Source organism: Mycoplasma sp. 1232 (genome assembly GCF_034863345.1).
GTDB lineage: Bacteria > Bacillota_I > Bacilli_A > Mycoplasmatales > Metamycoplasmataceae > Mycoplasmopsis.
In genome coordinates, this window is sequence record NZ_JAYFFB010000002.1 from 59,106 (window position 1) to 83,897 (window position 24,792).

Here is a 24,792-nt window from a genome sequence, read left to right on the forward strand (position 1 = left end):
GAGTTTTTTTATATACTTCCCAAGACATATTTGATAAATAAAGTTTGATCAATTAGTAGATTAACTTGAATTTGTCTAATGTTATTTTCATTTACAAATAACTTCAGTTCATCACTTTTGATAAGAACATCAGAGTGATCTTGATTAGAAATATCGATATTGAATTTATAAAATTCATTATCATAAATAAAACTAACATAACAGGTATCTAGTTTTTGATTATCAATGTTGAAGTTGTATAAATATAAATCATCACCTTCTGCAGTTATTAAAACTTGTTTATATACATTTACTTTAGTTGAACATAAGACTAAAATAAGCACTGCGAAAATGAAAAATAATATAAGTAATATGCAGAAATTTCACTTATGTTCTTTAAGATAAGTTTTCAATATTTACTTCCTTGGAATCATCGAAAATATATCTATTATTGTGTGAAATTTCTACAACTAATTTGTTTTGCAAATTATTTTTAATAATAGGTTTTAGTTTTTCAAACATTGATTTATCAATATTTGCAAAAGCTTCATCTAGTATCAATAAATCATAGTCATTTAAAAATATATTTAGCAAATTAACAAATTGAACCTGACCACTAGATAATTGATCCAGTGATGAGTTTAAATTAATGTTTAATTCATCAATTAATTTATCTAATTTATTGTTTTCTAAAATTGACTTGAAAATACTAATATCAGTTACACACAGGTATTCTAGTGTTCTAATCTTTAAATTTAGCATCTGATTTGAAATGTATAACACTCTTTGTTTGTATGTTTCATCTAAGAATGGATTGAGCTTTTGATCATTAACTTTAATAATTCCAGATAAGCTCTCACACGAGCCATTCAATATAGAACAGAGTGTGCTTTTTCCTGAACCATTTTTACCGACTAAATGTATGCTCGAATCAATCAATAGTTTCTTGATTTCTAAATCTTTATTAACTTTTAATGAATTGTACGAATAACTTATATTAGAAAGTTGAATTTTAATTATTCTTTCGTTCTGTAAGCTAGTTTTAGGTATTTTTAAGTCTTCAAAATTTAATAATGAAATCAAATCTAAATCCTTTTTATATTGACTATAACTATTTATTAATGGGATTATATTTTTAATTGGCTTAGTGAATAAAGAAACACCGGTTAAAAAGAAAATTAAATTGATAACACTTAAATTTTGATTTCAAATTTGAATAGTTCCTATTATTAAAATTAATAAAGGAACTAAAAAGTCTAAAAATAAACTTAAATAATTAATTAAGCTTTGTTTATTCTTGAAAATAATTGAATCACTATGCAATTTCTCATTAACATAAGTAGATTTAAGATTTAAATTATTAAGCAGATTTTCATTATGTGAAGTTTGATTTAATTTGTAAATATTAAATAAGGTATCTTCAAACATAATCGAGTTATTGAGTAATTTATTGAAGTTATTATCAAAATTAGTTTTATTAATAAAACTTAAAATCAATGTAATTACTGAATAACAAAAAATTATTAAAAGCAACACTCAATTTATATTGATTAGTAAAATAAATGAAACAGCAATCGAAATAACTGTGCTGATTAATTCAGGAAGAAAACATAATTTAAATAAACTTAAATTATCAAGTGCAATAATTCTGTTTTTAAAATCTGAAAAAGTTAGCAAATTAATCACTTGCTTATTTTTAAACTTCAATTCATTTATTAAATTATTAATTAAGTCGCTTTTATATTTAGTTGCTATTTTATACATCAGTTGTCTGGTTAGTAAGTTGAATGTGAAATTTATTAAAAATAACACACTAAAAATCATTCCTAAGAACATAAGAATTTGATCATCTTTATTTAAAGCAATATTATTCAGGATAACTTTATTCAAGAATGGAAACGAAATATAGATGCTTATTTCTATGAGTAAGCAAAATAAGTATAAAAATGAGAAGTTAGACCATAATGAAATTTTTAAACTTCAGGAGTTACTTATCAATGGATTTGGTTTTATATTTTTCTTGTTTTCTTCATCTTCATTATCAATTTGTTTTTTGTTTTTACTAAATGCAACAATAATGTTAGTGAATTTAGTTTTAAATTCATTTTTACTCAATTTAACATCGCCATCAATCGGATCATAAATATAAAATTTATTGTTCTTGATTTTCCTAATTACAATCATATGGTCCGAAGTATTATTTTTGATAACTGTCGCAATAGGAAAAACTTGCTTTTCTAACAAAAACAATTGTTCACAATTAATTTCATAAGCATTAAGCTCCAAATTTACTTTTGAAGCAAGGAGCTTGATGTTTTCTAAACTTATACCTGCTGCACTATATTGAATTTGCAATTTTAGATTATTAATATCTAAATTTTCTTTGTAGAAAAACTCGTGAAAATAATCTAGCACATATAATGAGCAATCTCTTTGATCTACTTGTGTCTTCATCTCATTATATTTAGTAATTTTTGTCAAAAAGGAACTAAAGCACAATTTTTCCACTAAAGTTTTCACAAAATTGAAAATACAAAAGTTTTTAAAACTTTGTATAATTAATTTATCAATAAATTAATGTTCAAAATTTAAAAGGAGGACTAATGAGCAAAAAAGTAGTAGCACTTGCAAGTGATCACGCAGGTTACAAATTAAAAGATGAATTAGCATCATACTTAAAAGAACAAGGGTTTGATGTTGTAGACTTAGGACCTGAAACAGATTCAGTTTCAGTGTCATATGCTTCAAAAGGTAAGGAATTAGCTAACTATGTAGATGAAGCACACCCTGATTTTGGTATCGCAGTTTGTGGTACAGGTTTAGGTATTTCATATGCACTTAACAGACACAAACACATTCGTGCAGCTAGAGTTACATCTGTTGAAGATGCACACTTAGCAAAACAGCACAATAATGCAAATGTTCTTGTATTCGGTGGAAGACAAGTAACATTTGAAGAAGCTAAAGATATGTTAAATGAATATATGACTACACAATTTGAAGGAGGAAGACATCAATCTAGAATTGATGAGCTTGACGAATAATTATGGCAAAAGTAAATGAAGTTCAAGAAAAAGAAGTTAAAGAATTAGACGCTGTTTGACACGTTTCACAACACAACGATGGATGAAAAGTTATCAGACAAGGTGGAGTAAAAGCTATTAAAACTTTTGAAACACAAAAAGAAGCAATCGAATTTGCTAAAGAATTAGCAAAAAACAACAAAGGTAGAATGTTAATCCACAGCACAAAAGGTAAAATCAGAGGTGGATCAAACTACCAAGAAAAATAATTTAAGTTATTTTAAATTTACATAGACAGAGTGAAATCTGTTTATTTTTTTCATCATTTTTCACATAATTTCAGTATTTTTGACTTTTTACTTCTGTTTTTTTTTTTTTTTTTAGAATATGAAATGGTAAAAATATATTTAATTTTATATAACTGCAGTTTTGAACACTTGAATAAAACTAAATTAAGGAGAATTAACTATGGATCCAATTTTTTGAGTTTTAATAGCAGTCGGAATTATTTTTTATATCATTTTTATTTCTCTTATTGTTTGAAGAAGAATTTATAGAAAGAAAGCTTTAAAGAAAAAAATAATTTTAAAAGTTAAAGATAATCTGCTTAAACAAAAATCAAATATTGAAATGAGCAGAACTAAAAAGTCGCGACAAGCATCAAAATATAAGAAAATGTACTTTGATTTATGCGACAGAATTATTAAAGAGTACAATACGAAAATTTTACCTTTTAGACATCAAAACATAAAGCTATACAAATTAAGTAACTATCAAGAAAATGAACAATGATTTTTTCATAGACATCACATCGACGAAATCCATATTAGTGGAGCAGAATTGAAAACTGATAAGGAAGCTTACAGAAATGGTTTAAGTATTGTAGTTTCATATGAGCAACACGCTTTATTACACTATCTAATAGTTTTAAATAATGAAACTTACCCTAATCACGGGATGTTAATGATGATGGAATTAAAAGAATGAGATGAAATTGTTCAAAAACAATGTAAAAAATGAGATATACCATACGTTCCTGAGTGAAAACAAAATTTATCAATATTTAATAACCCACCTCATACAACAGCGCTTTTTGAAGAGATTGTAAAAAATGTAACCAAAGGTAATGAATTTAAAGATAATAATTTTTAATATATAAACGAATAATTGGTTTAAACTAGAATAAGAAAAGTAGACAGTTTTTTTAGTTTCTGTCTATTTTTTAATCATTTTTCACATAATTTCAGGAATTTTGACTTTTTACTTCTGTTTTTTTTTTTTTTTTTAGAATAGAGTTGAAATACAACAAATATTGACATATTTTGATGAATATTAGCCTTGTATTTTAATAGATTAACAAACATTTTAGGATTAGGAGAAAAAATGGCAAATTTATATTCACATAATGAAGAACAAAACCAAAAAGGTTTTGAACCAACAGCTTCAAGTGTTGAAATTGCAGCTCAAGCTTCTACAGCTGCAAAAATATTTTTATACATTATTATGTCTATTCCACTATTTTTAGGTTGAATTTGATACTTCAAAAGAAAAAATAGTTTAAATAGAATGCAAAACGATATTAACAACAGTGCATCAAGCATTGATGTTCAATTGCAAAAACGTAATGATACACTTGTTAAATTAGTACAACAAGTTAAGTCATACAAAATTCACGAAGCTGAAGTTTTTGAAAACGTTACAAAAATGCGTTCATTAGCAGCTGGTGGTAGAGGAATTGAAAACTCAGCTGAAATTGAAAACTTAAATCAATCAGTATTTGGTCGTTTAATGGCTATTTCAGAAAGCTATCCAGAACTTAAAGCAAGTTCTTTATACACTGAATTAATGGATGAAACAACATATATTGAACGTGAAATTGCAGCTGCTAGAAGAAATTACAACGCTCAAGCTAACACATTCAATAAAGAATTATTTACAATCCCAACAAAAATTGTTGCTGCAAATATGGGATTATCAACAGTTAGACTATTCCAAGCATCTTCTAAAGCTAGAAAAGATGTTGATATGCAAGAATTAGGTTTATAAGATGAAAAGAGTTGAAGATTTTGTTACTATAGAACAGTTCAAAGAAAAAACTGATCAAGTTGTGCTTCCAATTATCCAAAACACAGTAGATGATGCTTACAAATCGCCTTTATACAAAAAATATAAAAGTATGAAATATGGAGCTTTAGGTTCAATTGCAAGTATGATTTTATCTGCTTTAATAGCGATAATATGTTTTATTGCAGTAAAAGATGCAATGGCTAAAGTTGTTTTATTTGGTATTTTTGATCTTGCCGCTTTTATTTGTTTCATATTAACACTTGTATTTGTGCAATTAGCTAAAAAGAGAAACTTAATTTTTAGAAGCTTTATTGCAAACAAATTAAGAGAAGATAACATTTATGGAAAAGCAGTTAATTCAGCTGATACAAGATGAAAATATAGAAATGATGATTTTGAACCTAGTTCAATCAGACATAACTATGATTTTTCAACAGAAAGATTCACAACCAAAGAATATGAATCATTCAAACCTGCATTTGTTCCACGAAATGCTTGATTAGAAAGTGCATCACCAGTTCAAACAATTACAATTGATGATAAATATCACGCACACGTTTCAGTCGCTGAATGACTTTTAGTCACAAGAGACAAAAAAGGACATGAAACAAAACAAACTTGATATTCTACTTTACTTAAAATTGATGCTAGAGCACTTAAAGAAAGAGATAGAGCGAACTTTACATACTTTGATAAGAAAAATGGTCTTCAGCCAGTAGAAATGGAAAACAAAGAATTTAACAAAATTTTCAAAGTTGCAAGTGATAATTCAACAAAAATGTACCAATTATTCACACCACTTGCAATGGAAGAATTAGTTAAATTAATCAATCAAGGTTTACAACACACAAACATTAAAAAAGCTAAAGATTTTGAATATTGAGCAAACAATGATGTTGTTTACTGTTCATTTGTAACTCCATCCGGATTTATGGATATTGATATTCCGGTTTTTGTTGGTAAAAAAGACAAATTTGTTGCAAAAATTTACAAAGATGTAGTTACTGATATTTACACTTTATACTTTGTATTAGCATTAAGTTACATTCCTGTTTACTTATATTAATCAAATCGATTACACAACAAGAAATTGTTGTGTTTTTTATTATTTTTTACTCAATATATTTAACTTATTTTTATATAAAATTATAGATAAGTAAAAAAAGGAGATTAAATATGGCAAATTTATATTCACACAATGAAGAACAAAACCAAAAAGGTTTTGAACCTACAGCATCAAGTGCTGAAATTCCTGCTAAAGCATCTACAGGACTTAAGATTTTTATGTACATTTTAATGAGTTTACCTTTAGGTTTAGGTTGACTTTGATACTTTGCAAAGAAAAATGAATTAAACAGAATGCAAAATAACATTAACAACAGTGCATCAAGCATTGATGTTCAATTACAGAAACGTAATGACACACTTGTTAAATTAGTTCAACAAGTTAAATCATTCAAAATTCACGAAGCTGAAGTTTTTGAAAACGTTACAAAAATGCGTTCACTTGTTTCATCAGGTAGAACACTTGAAAATTCTGAAGAATTAGACAAATTAAACCAATCAGTGTTCGGTCGTTTAATGGCTATTTCAGAAAATTATCCAGAACTTAAATCAAGTGCTTTATATGCTGAATTAATGGATGAAACAACATACATTGAACGTGAAATTGCAGCTGCTAGAAGAAATTACAATTCACAAGCTAATATGTTCAACAGAATGTTATTTGAAATTCCATCTAACCTTGTTGCTGCAAATATGGGATTATCAACAGTTAGATTATTCCAAGCATCTTCTCAAGCTAGAAAAGATGTTGATATGGTTGCTCTAGGATTATAAAAAATATGAAAAGAGCCGAAGATTTTATTAGCATAGATAAATTCTATGAAAAAGCAAATCAAACTATATTACCAATCATTAAAAATCGTGTAAATGAAATTACTCAATTACCAATCTATGCAGATTATAAAAGAACCAATAGATATGCACTTAGGGTGTTTTTAGCATCAATAGGTGCTTTCTTGTTTTCTGGTTTTTTTCTTGGATTAGAAACCACAAAAGAATATGGTGGTTTTAGAACACTTTCGGTATTTACTACCTTTGCAATTATTTTTGCACTTGTATTTGTAATATCTATACTTGTTGCTATTGCTTTTTGAATTAAAGCATGAAATATTAATAGAAAAATTAAAAAAGAAATTATAAGTCAGCTTCATAAATCAAATATTTATGGAGTTGCAATTGAAGCTCTAATTGATAGATGAAAATATGAAGGCACAAACTTTACACCTACATCTATAAAACATAATTTTGATCCTAATACAAATAAGTTTATAAAAGATGAATACTTAAGTACTAGACCTAAATGAATACCAAATGATTCAGAACTAAGAGGTGTAACTGAAATTCAAACAGTTACTATTGATAATAAATATCACGCACATATATCAGAAGCACATTGAGTCGATTTCCACAGAGATAAAGATGGTAATGTTCACGAAGAGCATTACTATAGTGCTTTAATAAAAATTGATGCAAGAGCACTTGCTCAAAAAGACCAAGCCAACTTTACATTCTTTGGAGATAAGTTTTCTAATTTAGAACCAGTAGAACTTGAAAACATTGAATTTAACAAGATTTACAAAGTTAAATCTAATAATCCAACTAAAATGTTTCAATTATTTACTCCATTAGCAATGGAAGAAATGAATAAACTTTTCCAATTTGGTATTAAAAATACAAGCATTATTGCCAGAGGTATGCGTTATTGAGCTAATAATGATGTAATTTACGCTTCATTTCAATGTTCACCTGGATTTATGGCTATAAATTCATCTACATTTATTGGTAATAAAGAAAAATTAATCAATACAATCTACAAAGATGTTATTAAAGATATATACTCTTTATACTTTATTTTAGCTTTAAGTTATATACCTGTATATCTTTATTAAACCTTAAATTTCACAACAATAAATATTGTTGTGTTTTTATTTAATACTTTATAATATATACACTTTATTTTATTTGTTATATTTACATAGGAGATACAATGAAAAAAGTTTTAAATGAACTTAGTTTGAAAAATAAAACAGTTTTAGTTAGAGTTGACTTTAACGTACCATTAAAAAATGGTGTTATTACATCTGCTAAAAGAATTGTTGCTGCACTTCCTACAATTCAGTACATCATCAGAAAAGGTGGAAAAGTTGTTTTATTTTCACACTTAGGAAGAGTAAAAACAGAAGAAGATTTAAAAGACAAATCATTAAGACCAGTTGCAGTTGAATTAGCTAGATTACTTAAAAAACCAGTTACATTTGTTCCTGTAACACGTGGAAACATTTTAGAATCTGCAATCAAACAAATGGAAAGCGGTGATGTTATTTTAGTTGAAAACACACGTTTTGAAGACTTAAATAACAAAGCTGAATCTAAAAACGATCCATACTTAGGAGCTTACTGAGCTTCATTAGGTGATGTATTTGTAAACGATGCCTTCGGTACAGCTCACAGAGCACATGCATCTAATGTTGGTATTGCTTCAAACATTGCTGAATCAGCTTTAGGATTCTTAATGGAAAAAGAAGTTTCATCATTATCTAAAGTTTTACAAAACCCAGAACACCCTTATGTAGCTATCGTTGGTGGAGCTAAAGTTTCAGACAAAATCTTAGTGTTAGAAAAATTAGCAGAAATTGCTGACAAATTGATCATCGGTGGAGCTATGGCTTACACATTTATGGTTGCTCAAGGACAAAAAGTTGGAACTTCATTAGTTGAAAATGATTACATTCAATTAGCTAAAGATTTCTTAGCAAAATACTCAGACAAAGTCATCTTACCAGTTGACCACGCTACAGCTGAAATGTTTGCAGACGTTGAACCTACAATTCAAGAAGGTTCAATTTCAGATGGATTTATGGGGCTTGACTTTGGACCAAAATCAATCCAAAACGTTAAAGAAGCTCTTGAAGGGGCTAAAACAGTTGTATGAAACGGACCTATGGGAGTTGCTGAATTTGAACACTACAAAAATGGTACATTAGCAGTATGTGAAGCAGTTGCTAAATTATCAAACGCTTACACAGTTGTTGGTGGTGGAGATTCAGTTGCTGCTGTTGAAAAATTAGGAATGGAAGATAAATTCTCACATGTTTCAACAGGTGGTGGAGCAAGCTTAGAATTATTACAAGGTCAAAACTTACCAGGTGTTGATTCAATTCAAGACGCTGAATAATTAACCGAATATTTTCACAAATAGCACAAAAAGTGCTATTTTTTACACATTTTGTGAAAAATTAAGAAATTTACTTTACTTTCATTTGATAAAGGTGTATAAGTAAAATATATTCAATTTTTTCAAATTAAATATATTTAATAAATTAACAAACATTCTTTTTTTAGACAAAAGAATAAAAGAGGATAAATGAAAAAAATCAAATTCTTACTTTTTGCTACAGGTGTTTTATCAGTAGCATCAATGCCGCTTATTGCTGGTCAATGTTCTGCAAAAGAACAAAAATCTGAAGAACCTAAAACACCAACCAATCCAGAACCACAACCAGTTCCTGTTAATCCAGTAAATGGTGGAACCGATAATCCAAGAACTATAGCAGCTCGAGTTGACCAATACGAAAATGCATTCGTATTGCAACCAGCTGGCACATTTGCATATGTAAATGCTAAGGTTCAAGAAAAAGCTAATCAAATTAGCAGATATGGTCTTTTACAACTTTACAAAGGTTTCAATGGTATAGGAATTAAATCTGGTGGTCAAGGCGATGATAATAAAATTCTTCTTCCTAAAGAAGGAATTACAATTGACCAATTCCTTTCAACTAGAGATACTAAGGATAACAAGTATTTTGATGGAACTTGAAATCCAGAAACAAAAATACTTACAATTAAATACAAAATCAAAGATAATGGCGACAAAGTATATGAACAATCATTTACTTTAAGCTAGAAAAATTACGAAAATTTCAAAATTAAATTAATCAAAATTACCAAAATATATTAGCATCTTGTGAAAAAGATGTTATTTTTTACACATTTTGTCAAAAATTTAAGAAAATTCTTACATTTTAGGGTAAAAGGTGTATAAAATAGTTATAGTTATATTTATATATATTCAATAAGAAAGAAAGTATAATTTAACTATGAACGAAATTAGTTTAAAAAGAAAAGAAGCAAGATTACATCAATTGATTGCTGACATAGTGACTAATGATATTACAAATTCAAATGTAATAGACCCAGTAGTGATGGATATTCAACTATCACCTGACTTATCACATGTGAAAGTGTTTGTATCATTATTCAAAAACGAAGAAAAAGGTATCGAAGCATTAAACAATGCAGCAGGTTATGTTAAAAAAGTGTTATCCAAATCACTCGATTGACGTAAAGTGCCTTCAGTTCATTTCCACTTAGATACAGTTTCTAAGAATGGATACAAAATTGATGAAATCATTAGACAAATTAAAAATGAAAATTAGTTAAATTATTTTTCAATTTTCAAAATTGAAATTGAAAAGGAGAAATTATGAAAAGATCTTGAAAAGTTGCATTCACCATTTTAGGAGCTGCAGCATTAGGAACAGCTATTGTTACAATTCCTATGGCAGCTTTAGGAAAATTCAATAAAGGCGACAATAATAAAGATTTAAAACAACCTGCAAACCCAGGAACAGGAACTTCAACTAACCCTAAAGATGGTAATCAAAATCCAAACACAGGTAACCCTGGAGATGGAAACGGAGGAAATGAAACTCCTAATCCAGACCCAGTGACACCACCAGTAGAAGAGAAAAAAGTATCAGTAACACTTAATGCAGATGTTACAGGAAAGAAAACAGCTTACGTAGCTGATATTAATGACTTTACAATTGATATTCCAGAAGGTGTTACACTTGTTGAAAAATCAGTAGTTGACTTATATGAATTATCAAAAGCAGATACAGATGAAGGTAGAGCTGCTAAAGAATTATTATTTGCTGGAAAAGCTAAAGTTACTGTTAAAACAACAAAAGAAGGTCAAACAGATCCTACATCAGAAGACTTTGAAGTTGCAGGTTATATCTCAAAAGACCAAGCATATGAAAAATTCAGAGCAGTTTTATCAACAATTTCAACATCAGTTGATAAAGATCAAGAAAACAACCTTGCAATTCAACCTCAAACTGCTAAAGGTGTTTCAGCTGGTGCTAAATATTTAGCTGGTTCATATACAAACAAAACATTAGAAAATGTAATCAAAGTATCAGTTACAGGTGATGATTTAGTTAAAGGAGCATTTACAGTAGTAGATGCAAGCACAAACCTTAAAGAAGGAAAAACTAAAGTTATTCCATACTTATACTTAGATGATAGATCACACAATGATATCTTTATGTACAAATCAGGAAGCACAGAAGCTACATCATTAGAAGATGAAGTTGAAGTTACACAATTACCTGTTTTAACAATGAGTGCTGCTGGTATTGTTAATACATACAATGTTCAAAAAGCATTCACAATTGACGAAGCAAAATTATTAGAAGCATTAAATAAACAAAGTATGAGTGAAGTTTCATTTAGCGACTTAACAGTTGAAAATGTTACAACTGCATTAAAATTCACACCAATGACAATCCTTCCAAAAGCTGGTGGTGAAGAATATGGGTATGTATTAGATGAAAACTTCAAAGAAGCATCTAAATTCAAAGTTGCAAAAATCGAAACTATTCCAGGCGATGCGTCTGAAACAAGTGCAAAAATTAGTTTTGAATTTGAAACAGTTATTCCTTCAGTTGCAGAAGGTCAAAAAGTATTCTACTTCGTAAAATCAGCTGAGCCAAAAGCTACAGAATTAACAGAGTCAATGAACGGAAAATTCTCACAAGTTCTTAATGGATTGAAAGCTAAAGAAGCAACACCAGCTCCAGCAGCAGAGAATGAATCAACAGCTAATACTGATTCTACATCATCAGAACAACCTGTTGTTGCAGAAGCTGAATCAGAATACAAAGATGCATTCGTTGTGTTATCAACAGCTACATATGCTAATGCTAAAACTACATATGATGCTAAACAAGGTAAAATTAAAACAAACGGTTTATTACAATCATACAGTAAAGGTGCATTCTTCGGTATAACATCTGGTGGTAACCAAGATAACAATAAATTATTCGCACTTAAAGAAGGTTTAAGCGTATCAAACATTGTTTTAAAAAATAGTAAATACCTTAATGGAACATTAGATGAAGCAAACAAATCAGTTACAATTACATACCAAGTTTCAAGTGAAAATAATAAAGAATACACACAAACATTAGTATTACCTGAATAATAAATGATTAACTTAAAACTCACTATTTTAGTGGGTTTTATTTTGTAATTTTCATCTTATTTTCAAAACAAAATTTTCACTTCATTTTCCTTATTTTTCTTACTCATTGTCCTGAAAAATAGAAGCAAACGCGAGGTTATTTAATGGATTTATAGTAAAATTATCTTGCTAACTTTTCAATGAATTTATTAGCCCAAAATAAATGACTGAATAATTAGTGAACATTTGATTAAATTAGGAGATAAAATGAGAAAACTTTTTACAAGTGAATCAGTTGGAAGAGGTCACCCAGATAAATTATGTGACCAAATTTCTGATGCAATCTTAGATGCTTACCTTGCTTTAGATCCAACGTCAAAAGTTGCTATTGAAACGATGGCAAGTGGGCATAATATTTTCATAGCAGGAGAAGTTAAATCATCTGCTGATATTGATGTTATAGAAATAGCTAAAAACATCTTGAAAGAACTCGGATACTACACAACAGAAACAAGTTTCATTACAGACATCAAAAAACAAAGCGAAGACATCGCTATGGGTGTCGAAAAAGGACACGAAATCGGTGCTGGTGACCAAGGTTTAATGTTCGGTTATGCAATTAACGAAACACCTGAATATATGCCTTTGGGAATTACATTAGCTCACGCTTTAGTTAAAAGAGCTGAAAACTTAAGACAAAATATGGAATTCAAATGAGCTAAAGCTGATATGAAATCACAAGTTACATTAGATTACACAGACAAAGACAATGTATTTGTAGACACAGTTTTATTAAGTATTCAACATTCTAAAAACTACAACGAACAAGAGTTTAAAAAATACATTAAAGAACAAATTATTTTACCTGTATTAAAAGAATACAACTTAGATGCACCTAAACACATTTTAATCAACCCAACAGGTCAATTTGTCATCGGTGGACCTATTGGTGACACAGGTCTTACAGGACGTAAAATAATAGTTGACACATATGGTGGTTCAGCAAGACACGGTGGAGGAGCATTTTCAGGAAAAGATTCAACTAAAGTCGATAGATCAGCAGCATATGCCGCTAGATGAATTGCTAAAAACATTGTTGCAGCTAATTTAGCAGACAGATGTGAAGTTCAAATTGCTTATGCAATCGGCGTTGCTAAACCAGTTTCAATTATGATTGAAACATTTGGTACATCTAAAAACATTCCAGACAGTGTAATTGCTGACTTTGTAACTCAATTATTTGATTTAACACCTAAAGGTATCATTGATGCTCTTGGTCTTAGAAAACCTATTTTCTTACAAACAGCATACTATGGACACTTTGGTAGAAACGATTTACACTTACCTTGAGAACAACTTAACAAAGTTGAAAAACTTAAACAATTAGCTACACAATGATTGGAAAATCAAAAATAATGGATCAAAAAGTATCTGAATATTCGTGTGGTGCAATTGTTTTCAAACAATTCAAAAAACAAATTAAAGTTTTATTAATCAAACAAATTAATGATGTTTGAAATTTTCCTAAAGGACATATGGAAAATAACGAAACAAAACTTGACACAGCGCATCGTGAAGTTTTTGAAGAAACATCAATTAAAGATATAACAATTTATGCAGACAAATTTTATGTTGACACATATTTTGTTAATCGAACAGGTAACTGAAAAGAAGTAACTTACTTCGTAGCAGATACTAAAACCACTTCTTGTCCTAAGAAACTGCTCTCAGAGGTCAAAAAAGTGCATTTTTACCCTATGAAAAGAGCTTTGAATATTCTTACATATAACAAGTCAAAAGCATTCTTAAAACATGCTTATAAACAGTATTTAAATATTACAAATAGCAAGATTAAATAGTCTTGTTATTTTTTATATCTTTAGTTAATTAATTAACTTAAAAAAGATATAAAAAATCAGCACTATTTGCATAGCACTGATTAATTGTGAACGAAATGTTTGTTATTGTGATTTGTGAAGCTTTCTATTTTTATATATAAAAATAGCAAGAAATTGATTTTTCCTGCTATTTGTTTGAAGCATATTCTCATAGTTGAGCATATAGATTTTTATTTTTTATAAGTTCATCGTGAGAACCTTGTTCAATGATTTGTCCATCATCTATAACAATTATTTTTGTAGCATTTTTAACTGTACTTAATCTGTGAGCTATGATAAATGATGTTTTGTTTTGAAGCAACTTATCGGTTGCTTTTTCTATTTGGAATTCTGTATGTGTATCAATATTAGATGTCGCTTCATCTAATATTAAAACTATTGGATTTTTATAGCTAGCTCTTGCTATAGAAATAAGTTGTTTTTGTCCTTGAGATAAATTAGAACTTGAATTAGTTAACATAGTTGAGTATTTATCATCTAATTTTTCTATATGTTCAAATAAATTAGTTGTTCTTGAAACATTAGATAGCATTTGTTCGTCATATAAATCAGAACCATATGTTATATTATTTTGAATTGTATCTGTAAATAATCTTGTTTCCTGAAGCACATAACCAATAGATTTTCTAAGAGAATATTTATCAATATTCTCAATAGGTATATTGTCATACAATATCACTCCATCAGTTACTTCATAAAATCTAGTTATTAAGTTCACTATTGTTGTTTTTCCGGCACCAGTTGGTCCAACAAATGCAATTTTATCTCCTGGATTAGCTACAAAACTAATATCTTTTAATGTGTATTTTTCATCATTTTCATTGTATTTAAAATATACATTTTTAAATTCAATTTTACCTTGTGCTTTTTGGTAAATGATTTGATTTCCTACTTGTGTTTTTCAAGCATAGAAACCATCTTTATCATTTAAATTAACTTCAGTGTATTTATCATTTTCATTAATTACTTTAACTAATTTGATAGTTCCTTGATTAATTTCGCTTTTTTGAGCTAATATATCGAAAACTCTTTTTGAACCAGCTAACGCAAGCATAAATGAGCTTACTGTTTGAGTCATTGCTGAAATTGGACCTGAGAAACTTTTAGCTGATTGAGAAAACGAAACAACAATACCGATTGTTAATCCCAGAGCAACTCCGTTACCTGATTGGTTTGTGATAACAACAATTGCTCCAATCATAATAACAAGAGCATAAGCAATGTTGCTTAAGTTCTTTGATAAAGGTCATATGATTGAAGAAATAAATTCAGATTTAAAACTGTTTTTAGTTAGTGTGTTATTAATATCGGAGAAATTCTTAACTACATTAGCACTTTGACCATACATTTTAATAGTTTTAAGTCCTAAAATAACTTCTTCTGCATAACCTGTTATTTGACCGTTATTTTTTTGTTTATTAATAAAGTACTTACTTGATTTTTTACTAATAATGTATGCACTAAGTGCTATTAGTATTGTTAAAGCAACCATTATCAAACTAAGTAATCAGTTAAGTACAAATAAGATTGTAAGTGATACAGTTAAAGTTATAAACGATTGAATAATTGTAATTATTGTTCTTGATAGAAACATTCTAAGTGTATCTATATCTGAAGTAAATCTAGATACTAGATTACCTTTAGATTTAGAATCAAAGTATTTAATAGGTAAAGTTTGTATATGTTCATACAAGCCCAAACGTAGATTGGTCATTGTTTTATAGGTAATAGATATCATTATTCTATTAGCTATAAAATCACAAATAATACTTGTTAAGAAAATAAGTGCAGATACACAAATAATTATGTAAAACTTATCTTCATTAAATGGATTTGTTCCTAACAATAATTTGTCAACTATTACATATCCTAAAAATAGTTGGTTATATATATTACCCATTGCACTAAATATAACTAAAGTAAAAGCTAAAAGCAATCATCCTTTATTATGTTTTCATAATAAAGAAACTAATTTCTTAAATGAATCTAACTTTTCTTCTTTAGTTAGTTTTAAATTAAGATTGTGATTAGGTGATTTAAATGATTGCATCGACCTCATCTAAACCTCCTGCATTTTGTTGTGATTGGTATAGTTCATTATAGTATTTACTATGTTTAAGTAAATACTCGTGATTACCTTGAATTTGGATTTTCCCATCTTGTAACAAGATAATATTGTCACAATCTTTGATTGAACTAATCTTTTGTGCAATGATAATTTTGGTGCAATTTTTTAGTTTTGACACAGCATTTTTCACGTGATTTTCAGTTTTAGAATCAAGCGCTGATGTTGAGTCATCTAAAATTAAGATTTTAGGTTGTTTAAGTAATGATTGAGCAATTGCTAATCTTTGTTTTTGACCACCAGAAAAGTTTCTTCCTCTTTGTTCTACTACGTGATCTAATTTATCTTCTAATCCATAGACATAGTCATAAATGTTTGCTTCTGATAATGCTTGATAAATTTGCTCATCAGTTGCATCAGGATTAGCAAAAAGCATATTTTCTCTAATAGTTCCTTTAAATAAAGTTGAATCTTGAAATACAACAGAAATTTGTTGTCTTAGATTATCTTTTTGAATCTTATTAATGTTAATCCCATCAATTAAAATAGCTCCATCTTTAACTGAATAAAATCTAGGAATTAAGTTAATAAGTGTAGTTTTTCCTGAACCAGTTTGTCCAATAATTCCAAATGAACTATTAGCTGGAATTCTAAGATTAATATTTTTAAGTGCTTGATGACTTGAATTTGCATATGCAAATGAAACATTCTTAAATTCAATGTCAGCAATTACATTGTGTTTGATTGCGTCTTTTGCATCTAATATAGTAGGAACATAATTTAAAATTTCTTTAATTCTTTTTGAAGCAGGAATTGACATTAAAATTTGACTTAAAACGTTCATAATTCCCATTAAAGAACCTGAAACCATTCAGATGTATGAACCAAATGCCATAATTGTTCCAATTTGAATTTTTTGCCCTAAATACAATTGTGTTCCAATTATTGCAAGTGTAATAAATGAGCTATAAATTATTCCATTAATTAATAAGCTGTTAAAAGTTAAGTACTTATTAACTTTAATATTAGTGTCTTTAAGTGTATTAGCTAAAGATGCAACTTTGTTGTATTCTGAGTTTTCAGTCACATATGATTTGATTGTTCTAATGCTGTTTAAGTTTTCTTGAATTTTTTGATTGTATAAATCATATTGTTTATACATTAGTTTGAATTTAGGGAAACTAATAAATCAGATTAAAACAAAGAAACTACATAATATTGGTAATGTTACTAAGAATATAGATGACAAAGTCAATGATAGTTTAAATGACATTGTAAGTGACAACAAGAAGATAATAGGTAACCTAATAAAAGTTCCGATTATGAACCTAAATGACATTTGAACATTATTCACATCTATATTCAGTCTATTTATGATTGAACCATTTGTAAAATGGTCAATATCTTCAAATGAAAATTCATTAACTTGTTTAATTATTGCGTTTCTGATGTTTTGAGCATATCTAGTGGATGCAATATTTGAAAAATATGCACCTAATATACCTGTTAGAAGCGCAATAAGAGCAAGAGCTATTAGAATAGCTCCTTTTTGTAGTACATAATTAATATCAGCAGTATTGTTTTGTAATGCATTAATTACATCTTTTGAAACATCAGGTAAAAATACCTGCATTAAAACTTCTACTAAAATTGTAAAAATAGACAAAAGACAATATATTCGAATGCCTTTTGTCAATTTTCAGAAAGTAATTTTTGGAATTGGTTTTTGCATATTATTTTTTGTTTACGCTTGAAACGTATTTTAAGTTGTGATTGTGTTCTCCAACTTCCATTACGTGTCCATCTCCAAAACATTTGCAAGCCATTTTGTCAAGTAAAGCAGGATCTGAGTGTTCCATAATTTCTTCAACTAAGTAACCATATTGTTTTTTAAATTCATTTGTTACATAGTATTTTGATTTTTTACCTTGTTTTGTTCTAGCTACCACTTTGTCTCTTCTTAAATCACCTAAGTGTTTTGAAACGTTAGCTTGTTTTTCCTTTAAAAGGTCAACTAAATCTAAAACGTCACATTCTTTTTCGTGACAAGTAAATAAGTGAATAATTAAATTTCTTTTAACGTCCTTAGACATAAATGTTAAAAATTTTTCGATTGTCATGATAAGTTCTCCTATCTATTAAAAGTCATCGTATTGTCCATCATAAATTCATTCTTCTGTTTTATCTTGCATCGTCGGATGAATTATATGAGATTTTTTCTTATTTAACACTTCTTCTGCTTGTTCAACTTTATCAAGTGTTATTTGTTCTTCTTTTGTAACAGCTCTTGGGTTGAATGATTCAAAATTTAATACAAAATTATCATCATCTTCATCGCTGTAATCTAGGTCATCTACTTGTGATTCTTGTGAATCTGTAGAAGTTTGTTGTTCTTTAGTACTGTCTGCAACAAATTCTTGTGTTATTTGTTCTTCTATATTTTCTGGTTTGATTTGGAAAATATCATCAAATGATGAATCAATTTCACTTTGGTTAATGAATGGTTCTTCTGTTGTTTGTTCTTCTTTAATTACTATTTCGTCTACAGCAACGGGTTCTTCATTAACTTCTTTATTTTGTATATCTTCTATTATTTGTTCAGTTTCAATATTATCATTTGAAACTTCATTGTTTTCAAATGTTCAGATTTCTTCATAAACATCTGAATCATTTTGAGTTTTTATTTTATTATCATTTTCTGAGTTTGATTTCTCAACTAATTGATCTTCTGAATCAATTTCTTCTTCAAGTGTGTCTTCGACTTCTTCAGGTTTATTTTGTTCTTGAATACTTTCTGAAGTTTTACTCTCCATAAATTCTTCTTCTTCTTCTTCATCCTCATCAGATGAATCAAAGTTAAAGATTTTTTTCTCTACAACAGTCTCTGTTATAGGTTCAACTTTTTCATCTGAGAGAATTACAACTTGCTCTGCAGGTTGTTCTTCGGCTTCGATTATTTGTTCATCATTAATATTTAAATCAACTTCATCTACTTCTTCAGCAATTGGTTCAATTGTGATTTGTGCAGTTAAAATTTGATTTTGTACTTGTGGTTCTCTAGCAACTTCGTGTTCTGCAGTTTTGTTAATTGTGTAAGTATTTGTTACTTGACCTTTTGAAGTTGATTTAAACTCTTTTGTTTTTGCAGGCGTAAATCAACTATCGATTTGATTTTGAATTCAAATTCAGTTAATAGGTGTAACAACTTCCACATCATATGATTTAGATTTTAAGAATTTAACTGCATCATATAAAGACACGAAGTTTTCTTTTGAATTTGCATAGTACATTGTGTCAAATGAAATACATTTGAATGGTATTTTGTTGTATGTAACTACAATGTCTATATCTAATGAACCAACTATGTAATCTTTGAACACTTCAAAGTTTGGATCATATGCAATTGCACTTTTAATTCTGTTAAATACTAAGTTTTTAAATCAGTCGTCCTTGAGTTTAGTATTTGAAATTGAATAATGGTTTTGATCAAATGATTCTTTGATTTCAATTCTTCTTTGTTCTGATTCTTTTTCTAAGAATTGAAGTCAAGATTTGAACACTCTAATATCGTCAGATATTTCAGGTGTTAAAATGATATCTTCAGATTTGATTGTCTTAATGATAATCATTTTTTCTTTAGCACGTGAAATCGCTACATTAAGAGCATTTTTACCACCTGGACGTGAAACGTATGTAGACGATAATTTTGTGTTCTTATCGTAAGCAATTGTTGCAATAACTAAGTCAGCTTCGTCTCCTTGGATGTTTTCAATGTTTCTGATTAAAAGTTTCTTGCTGTGAATTGCTTTTTCAAGTAATGGATATTGATTGTAAATCAATTCTGTTATGTAATTACTTTGTTTAACGTTAAATGATAAAAGAATTATTTTCTTATATTTATCTATATTTTCTATTACTTTGTCTATAGCTAATTTAGCTTCAACGATGTTTTTGTTTTGGTCTCAAGAACCATCTACTTGGTAAACTTCAATCGGTTCATTATTTCAAGCGTTAGCAGCATCTAAAACGTTAAGTTTACTTTGGTAGAAAGTTTTTGATGAGAACCCCATAAGTTCAGCGTGATTTGAACGGTAATTCTTATCAAGCATAACATTATGAACTCCTAATGAAAGTGCATAATCTAGAACTGATTCAACTTTACCGAAAATCGAATCATCTGTAATACGTTGCACAAATCAAGAAGTCGGTTTCATTTGCTCTGTGTCACCAGCAAAGATTTTGATTTTTGCTAAATAAAGAATTGGAATGGCATTTTCAATGAAAATCTGACTTGATTCATCAAGGATTGCATAATCAAATTCTTCTTTAGATCAACCTGATAAATCTGTGTTAGGTGTAGCAACTACAATTGGGAATAATTGTTTAATCATTCCAGTGAATTTTTTAACAAATCTATAAGGTTCTAAGTTTTGAATTCTTACTGATTGAGCAAATTCTCTATATTCTTTTTTAAGTTTTTCGTCAAATTTATTAATTCTAGCCACTATTAAGTGAGCCACAAAGTCTCTGACTTCTTCTATACTCATTCTTTGTGGTCTAGGTTGAATGTTTTTGTAAGCCGTAATTAAATTATTAAGTTTTTTAAATGGACTGTGTTCTGAATTAATGTGCTCAAATCCAATTGTGTTTACAAATTTCATTAAATCACTTAATGAACCATTGAATGTAGGTAATTTTTCGTCAATTAAGTTACCTAATTCTTTTAGTCTTCTATATTCTTTTACAAAAGGTAAATATTTATATTTACTTAATTTAAGTAATTCTTTAGCTGTTTGACGGTTTGTTGGTTCAATTGGATATTTAACATCTTTTGGAAGCGATAATAGAAACTCGATGTCTGTTAAATGATCGAAATCTTGCTTTTGTGATGCAAAGTAGTAGTAAGTTAATAAAACATCTTTTGCAAGTGAATCATTTAGATATTCAGAAGCAGCATCTATAAAGTTAATTTCGCTTTCTGAAATAACATTCAAAGGATGGAATCCATTTGTTCCACTAAAGTTCTCAAGCATATCTAAGTATTTTTTAATAGGTTCATAGAATGATTTTCTGTTTGTATTCTTTGTATTTAATATAAATAAACAGAATGCAGATAAATCATCTAATCTATTTTTAATAACTTCAAGCGCTGCTCTCTTTTGTGACGCAACAATTGCTGTTTTCTTTCTTACTAAGATGTTAGCTAATATATTAACTATTGTTTGAGATTTACCTGTACCAGGTGGACCTCAAATAACAGTGTTTTGAAGCATCGAACTTACAATAGCCTTATCTTGAGATAAGTTTGAATCTGTTATCTTGATTAATCCTATGTTATCTCTATATGTATTATGCTCAACTGTAGCTTTATAAATGTTTTTATTAAACTCAACTTTGATGATGTTATCAATTTCATCTTTTTGAGCAATCTCTTTCATTCTGTTTCTAGCATACCCACCTCAAGGTTGGTAAATTCCTAAAACAGCACCTGGATGGAATTTAATGTTTTCATTAGTAATTTCTTCCTCAGGATTTGAGATTTTCTCAAAAGGATTTTTAAGTGAAACTGGTAAATCAAATAAATCGTTTCAATCTTCTTGTAACTTATTAATTAAAGTAGAAATCTTGTAGTCTTTAAATTCTGCGTCAATAGAAATCTTGAAATCATTATTGTTTAAGAAGAATACAAGTTTTTCATTAACTTTAATATCTCCATCTGATTTAATAATTGGTTTACCGTTTACAAAATCAATTGATGCTTGTTTTAAGAATAAAGGAGCATAAATGAATTTGTCATCTTTCTTAAGTGAAATAAATAGAAAACCTATATATAAAGGTCAAATATTTGTTTCATCAAGAATGTTAGTTACTTTGTCATCTAACAATTTTCATTGTGTGATTGACTTTTGTAGCATTAACTGTAAGTCATTTAAAATCTTTTTCTTGTAGTATTCTCAATCTTGTTGTACGTTTTCTAAATTAACTTTAATTTTCAAATGATGCAATACATCAAGTTTGCTTTCTAAATATAAGACCAAATTATCAGGTCCTGATATATTAGAAATCTTTTCAATCAAAGTAATTACATTATTGTCTAGCGCACTTATTTGAAATGTTTCATTGTTATAAAACGTATCTCAGTTTTTATCTCCTATAAGCGAATACAAGTCATAAAAATATTTATTTTGTATTTTAGTAAATATAGAAGAGTCAGTCTGAGAAATATCTAATAAGTTATCTAGAATAATCTTATATTTGTTTTGTTCTTTACTCATTTTATAACCTCATTATTTTGCTTGTTGTTCTAATTGTCTAAATGTTTCATTAGCATACTCACCAAGTGTTATAGATACTTTAGAACTAGATAATAAAATTCCACTTACACCTTTTAATTCTTTTAAAGCTTCTGTATCAACTTTGTTGTTTGATTTAACTGTTACAACCAGTCTACTTATTTTAACTTCAAAGTTATCAATATTTTCTTTAGTACCTAGAGCACTAACTAATTGTTCAACTTTGAAAGGAAGCTTGTTACTTTGGTAAATAGTATTCTTAGCTTTCTTTTCTTTGTTTCATTTAATTCATATGAAACCTAACGTAATAATAGTTAGAAAAATAATCTTTGTCATTTGTTTAGTCATAGTAATAATTATATTGTAAATATAATTATTATTAAATATTTTTTATATTATATATACATATACACGTGCGAAAATACTTTTAGCATAGTGTACAAGGCATTTTAGTCAAAAAATAAAACTAAATTATTACTAAAAATGCATATATTTTTATATATACATTTTATGTATATATAAGACTTTTTTTACAATAAATTGCTATATAATTTACTTCATGGAAAAAATAGGTATTATTATCGATTCCTTTTCAGGAATCTCAAAAACCGAAGCAGAAGCTCAAGGATTTTATTATTTACCATTACAGATAGAAATTGATAAAAAAGTTTATCAAGATGGTATAGTTGACCCCATTGAAGTTTTAGAGCAGCTTGCTAATGCAACTGATATTAAATCTTCATCACCAAAATTAGATATCCTTCAAAGCACAGTTAAAAAAGCTGCTGAGGAAAACCAAGAAGTTATTTATTTAGGTATCTCATCTAAATTATCTTCTACACCAAATCACGTTGCAGCTATGTCTAATGAATATAAAAACATTCATGTAGTTGATAATCACTTTGCAGGTGTTCAATTATTATATGCAGCTAAATATGCTAAAAAACTAAGTGAGCAAGGCTTAGAAGTTCAATCTATTATTAATCATCTTGCTAAACTAAATCATAAATCACACACATTCTTACTCCCTATGAACTTAAAATATTTAATTTCAGGTGGTAGATTATCATCAGTTAAAAAGTTTATCGCTTCAAAAGTAAGTATTTACCCTGTCCTTTCATATGATAAAAATGATGCAGTTTCATTTGTTTCATTCAAATTAACTTCATCAGGCGCTATTAAAAAACTATTTGAAAAAGTAATGGAAGTAGTTGATAAGCCAGAAGATTACGTTTTTACTTGAATGCACGGTATAGACGAAAAAGTTAATAAATTAGTTCAAGAACAAGCGCAAAAACACTCAATTACACTTGTTAATGAGCAACTTACTTCAAGTGTTATTTCAGTTCACACAGGTCCTGAAGCTTTTGCTATTATGATAACTCCAAAAGAAGGTTACGATGCCTAGACAAAAGAAAAATGCTAAAAAACCAGGTTACTCAACAATCAAATCAGAGAAAAAATATACTCAATTAGTTGATTTAGTAATCGAAGAGAATGTTAAAGACGAAACATCTGTTAAAAGATATAAGAAAAATAGACTAGCATATATACTAGCTGTTTTCTCTTTAGTTCTATTAATTGCATTAGTAGCTGTCTTAATTACAGCTATTGCACTTAAATGAATATAATTACATAATCAAACACATCTTAACGTAGTTGTTAAGATGTTTTTTAATCTAATTTTAGTGTTTCTTGTGTTTAACTTGACTAAATTTGATTGTTTAATCGATTGATTTGAATTACTTTTACATTTCTTAGATTGTCCATAACCTTATCGTGAATGATTTGTAGAATTTCTAATTCATTAAACTCACTAATTTTCTTATGTAGTACTTCGTGATTAATGTTGTATGAATTCTTAAATAAGATATCTTCTTTAATTTTAAATATTGTGTTTACATTAAGTTCATAATCAGTTAACCCATCTGCAGTATATAAAAGTACACCCATATCACTGTCTAATCTGAATTTCTTGTGTTTAACCTCACAGAATAAGTATTCATCACCCACTTGTAAGATTGGCATAATTAATTTATCAGTCATTTTCGATTTTTTAAATAAGAAGTCGAATAAATCATCACTGATTTCGTGAACTTCAAATAAATCTATAAGTTTTTCTTTATTTTTCATTTCGCACCTCATTTATTTAGTA

General features: G+C 28.2%; 23 protein-coding genes. 15 read left to right on the plus strand and 8 right to left on the minus strand.

Annotation, left to right across the window (positions count from 1 at the left end; all coding sequences use genetic code 4):
* Nucleotides 1-8 precede the first annotated feature (8 nt).
* Nucleotides 9-392: an MAG1140 family protein gene (locus VBM88_RS00795; protein WP_323176399.1), complete on the minus strand. Its 384-nt coding sequence runs from the start codon at nt 390-392 to the stop codon at nt 9-11.
* On the minus strand, nt 376-2,433 hold the full coding sequence (locus tag VBM88_RS00800) for an Mbov_0121 family peptidase domain-containing ABC transporter (RefSeq protein ID WP_323176398.1): 2,058 nt from the start codon (nt 2,431-2,433) through the stop codon (nt 376-378). The genes VBM88_RS00795 and VBM88_RS00800 overlap by 17 nt, the downstream gene beginning before the upstream one ends.
* Nucleotides 2,434-2,582: 149 nt before the next feature.
* On the opposite strand from VBM88_RS00800, the gene VBM88_RS00805 reads away from it, so the two are divergent.
* The 13 genes from VBM88_RS00805 to VBM88_RS00865 all read left to right on the plus strand — a co-directional run bounded on the left by VBM88_RS00805 (nt 2,583) and on the right by VBM88_RS00865 (nt 14,240).
* Nucleotides 2,583-3,023 carry an RpiB/LacA/LacB family sugar-phosphate isomerase gene (locus VBM88_RS00805; RefSeq protein ID WP_257089734.1) on the plus strand — a complete coding sequence of 147 codons (441 nt, stop codon included), beginning with the start codon at nt 2,583-2,585 and terminating at the stop codon, nt 3,021-3,023.
* Nucleotides 3,024-3,025: 2 nt separating this feature from the next.
* Nucleotides 3,026-3,271 carry a DUF2188 domain-containing protein gene (locus VBM88_RS00810; protein WP_257089736.1) on the plus strand — a complete coding sequence of 82 codons (246 nt, stop codon included), beginning with the start codon at nt 3,026-3,028 and terminating at the stop codon, nt 3,269-3,271.
* 199 nt (nt 3,272-3,470) lie between these two features.
* Nucleotides 3,471-4,154 (plus strand): hypothetical protein, encoded by a 684-nt coding sequence (locus VBM88_RS00815; RefSeq protein WP_323176397.1) that lies wholly within the window; start codon nt 3,471-3,473, stop codon nt 4,152-4,154.
* Between the two features lie 231 nt (nt 4,155-4,385).
* Nucleotides 4,386-5,048, plus strand: coding sequence for a LemA family protein (locus tag VBM88_RS00820; protein WP_323176396.1), 663 nt, complete (start codon nt 4,386-4,388; stop codon nt 5,046-5,048).
* Between the two features lies 1 nt (nt 5,049).
* A complete protein-coding gene (locus tag VBM88_RS00825; protein ID WP_323680214.1) occupies nt 5,050-6,135 on the plus strand; it encodes a DUF3137 domain-containing protein in 1,086 nt (361 codons plus the stop codon).
* 110 nt (nt 6,136-6,245) lie between these two features.
* Nucleotides 6,246-6,908, plus strand: coding sequence for a LemA family protein (locus tag VBM88_RS00830; protein ID WP_257089742.1), 663 nt, complete (start codon nt 6,246-6,248; stop codon nt 6,906-6,908).
* 5 nt (nt 6,909-6,913) lie between these two features.
* The gene (locus tag VBM88_RS00835) at nt 6,914-8,023 is read left to right on the plus strand and encodes a DUF3137 domain-containing protein (RefSeq protein ID WP_323680215.1); all 1,110 of its coding nucleotides are present in this window, start codon (nt 6,914-6,916) and stop codon (nt 8,021-8,023) included.
* A 98-nt stretch (nt 8,024-8,121) separates the two neighbouring features.
* Nucleotides 8,122-9,309 carry a phosphoglycerate kinase gene (locus VBM88_RS00840; RefSeq protein ID WP_323176392.1) on the plus strand — a complete coding sequence of 396 codons (1,188 nt, stop codon included), beginning with the start codon at nt 8,122-8,124 and terminating at the stop codon, nt 9,307-9,309.
* Between the two features lie 189 nt (nt 9,310-9,498).
* Nucleotides 9,499-10,038 (plus strand): hypothetical protein, encoded by a 540-nt coding sequence (locus VBM88_RS00845; RefSeq protein ID WP_323176391.1) that lies wholly within the window; start codon nt 9,499-9,501, stop codon nt 10,036-10,038.
* Nucleotides 10,039-10,231: 193 nt separating this feature from the next.
* Nucleotides 10,232-10,570, plus strand: coding sequence for a 30S ribosome-binding factor RbfA (rbfA, locus tag VBM88_RS00850; protein ID WP_257089750.1), 339 nt, complete (start codon nt 10,232-10,234; stop codon nt 10,568-10,570).
* Between the two features lie 47 nt (nt 10,571-10,617).
* The gene (locus VBM88_RS00855) at nt 10,618-12,402 is read left to right on the plus strand and encodes a hypothetical protein (protein ID WP_323176390.1); all 1,785 of its coding nucleotides are present in this window, start codon (nt 10,618-10,620) and stop codon (nt 12,400-12,402) included.
* 246 nt (nt 12,403-12,648) lie between these two features.
* Nucleotides 12,649-13,797: a methionine adenosyltransferase gene (gene metK / locus VBM88_RS00860; protein ID WP_323176389.1), complete on the plus strand. Its 1,149-nt coding sequence runs from the start codon at nt 12,649-12,651 to the stop codon at nt 13,795-13,797.
* Nucleotides 13,797-14,240 (plus strand): NUDIX domain-containing protein, encoded by a 444-nt coding sequence (locus VBM88_RS00865; RefSeq protein ID WP_323176388.1) that lies wholly within the window; start codon nt 13,797-13,799, stop codon nt 14,238-14,240. Before metK ends, VBM88_RS00865 begins: the two co-directional genes overlap by 1 nt.
* A 166-nt stretch (nt 14,241-14,406) precedes the next feature.
* Here the strand turns inward: VBM88_RS00865 and VBM88_RS00870 are convergent, their stop codons facing one another.
* The 5 genes from VBM88_RS00870 to VBM88_RS00890 are packed head-to-tail and all read right to left on the minus strand — an operon-like array spanning nt 14,407 to nt 22,985.
* Nucleotides 14,407-16,338, minus strand: coding sequence for an ABC transporter ATP-binding protein (locus VBM88_RS00870; RefSeq protein ID WP_323176387.1), 1,932 nt, complete (start codon nt 16,336-16,338; stop codon nt 14,407-14,409).
* Entirely contained in the window at nt 16,316-18,076 is a 1,761-nt protein-coding gene (locus VBM88_RS00875) for an ABC transporter ATP-binding protein (RefSeq protein ID WP_323176386.1), read from the minus strand. The genes VBM88_RS00870 and VBM88_RS00875 overlap by 23 nt, the downstream gene beginning before the upstream one ends.
* A gap of 1 nt (nt 18,077) precedes the next feature.
* Nucleotides 18,078-18,464 (minus strand): transcriptional regulator, encoded by a 387-nt coding sequence (locus VBM88_RS00880; RefSeq protein ID WP_257088616.1) that lies wholly within the window; start codon nt 18,462-18,464, stop codon nt 18,078-18,080.
* An 18-nt stretch (nt 18,465-18,482) separates the two neighbouring features.
* Nucleotides 18,483-22,619 (minus strand): AAA domain-containing protein, encoded by a 4,137-nt coding sequence (locus tag VBM88_RS00885; protein WP_323680216.1) that lies wholly within the window; start codon nt 22,617-22,619, stop codon nt 18,483-18,485.
* Between the two features lie 12 nt (nt 22,620-22,631).
* Nucleotides 22,632-22,985, minus strand: coding sequence for a PTS glucose transporter subunit IIB (locus tag VBM88_RS00890; RefSeq protein ID WP_323176384.1), 354 nt, complete (start codon nt 22,983-22,985; stop codon nt 22,632-22,634).
* A gap of 211 nt (nt 22,986-23,196) precedes the next feature.
* Between VBM88_RS00890 and VBM88_RS00895 the strand changes: the two genes are divergently transcribed.
* Both VBM88_RS00895 and VBM88_RS00900 read left to right on the plus strand, forming a co-directional pair.
* The gene (locus VBM88_RS00895; RefSeq protein WP_323176383.1) at nt 23,197-24,045 is read left to right on the plus strand and encodes a DegV family protein; all 849 of its coding nucleotides are present in this window, start codon (nt 23,197-23,199) and stop codon (nt 24,043-24,045) included.
* A complete protein-coding gene (locus VBM88_RS00900; protein ID WP_323176382.1) occupies nt 24,038-24,268 on the plus strand; it encodes a hypothetical protein in 231 nt (76 codons plus the stop codon). Before VBM88_RS00895 ends, VBM88_RS00900 begins: the two co-directional genes overlap by 8 nt.
* Before the next feature lie 79 nt (nt 24,269-24,347).
* Here VBM88_RS00900 and VBM88_RS00905 read toward each other — a convergent pair whose 3' ends face one another.
* Nucleotides 24,348-24,770, minus strand: a complete 423-nt coding sequence (locus VBM88_RS00905; RefSeq protein ID WP_323176381.1) for a hypothetical protein — start codon at nt 24,768-24,770, stop codon at nt 24,348-24,350.
* Nucleotides 24,771-24,792: the final 22 nt, after the last annotated feature.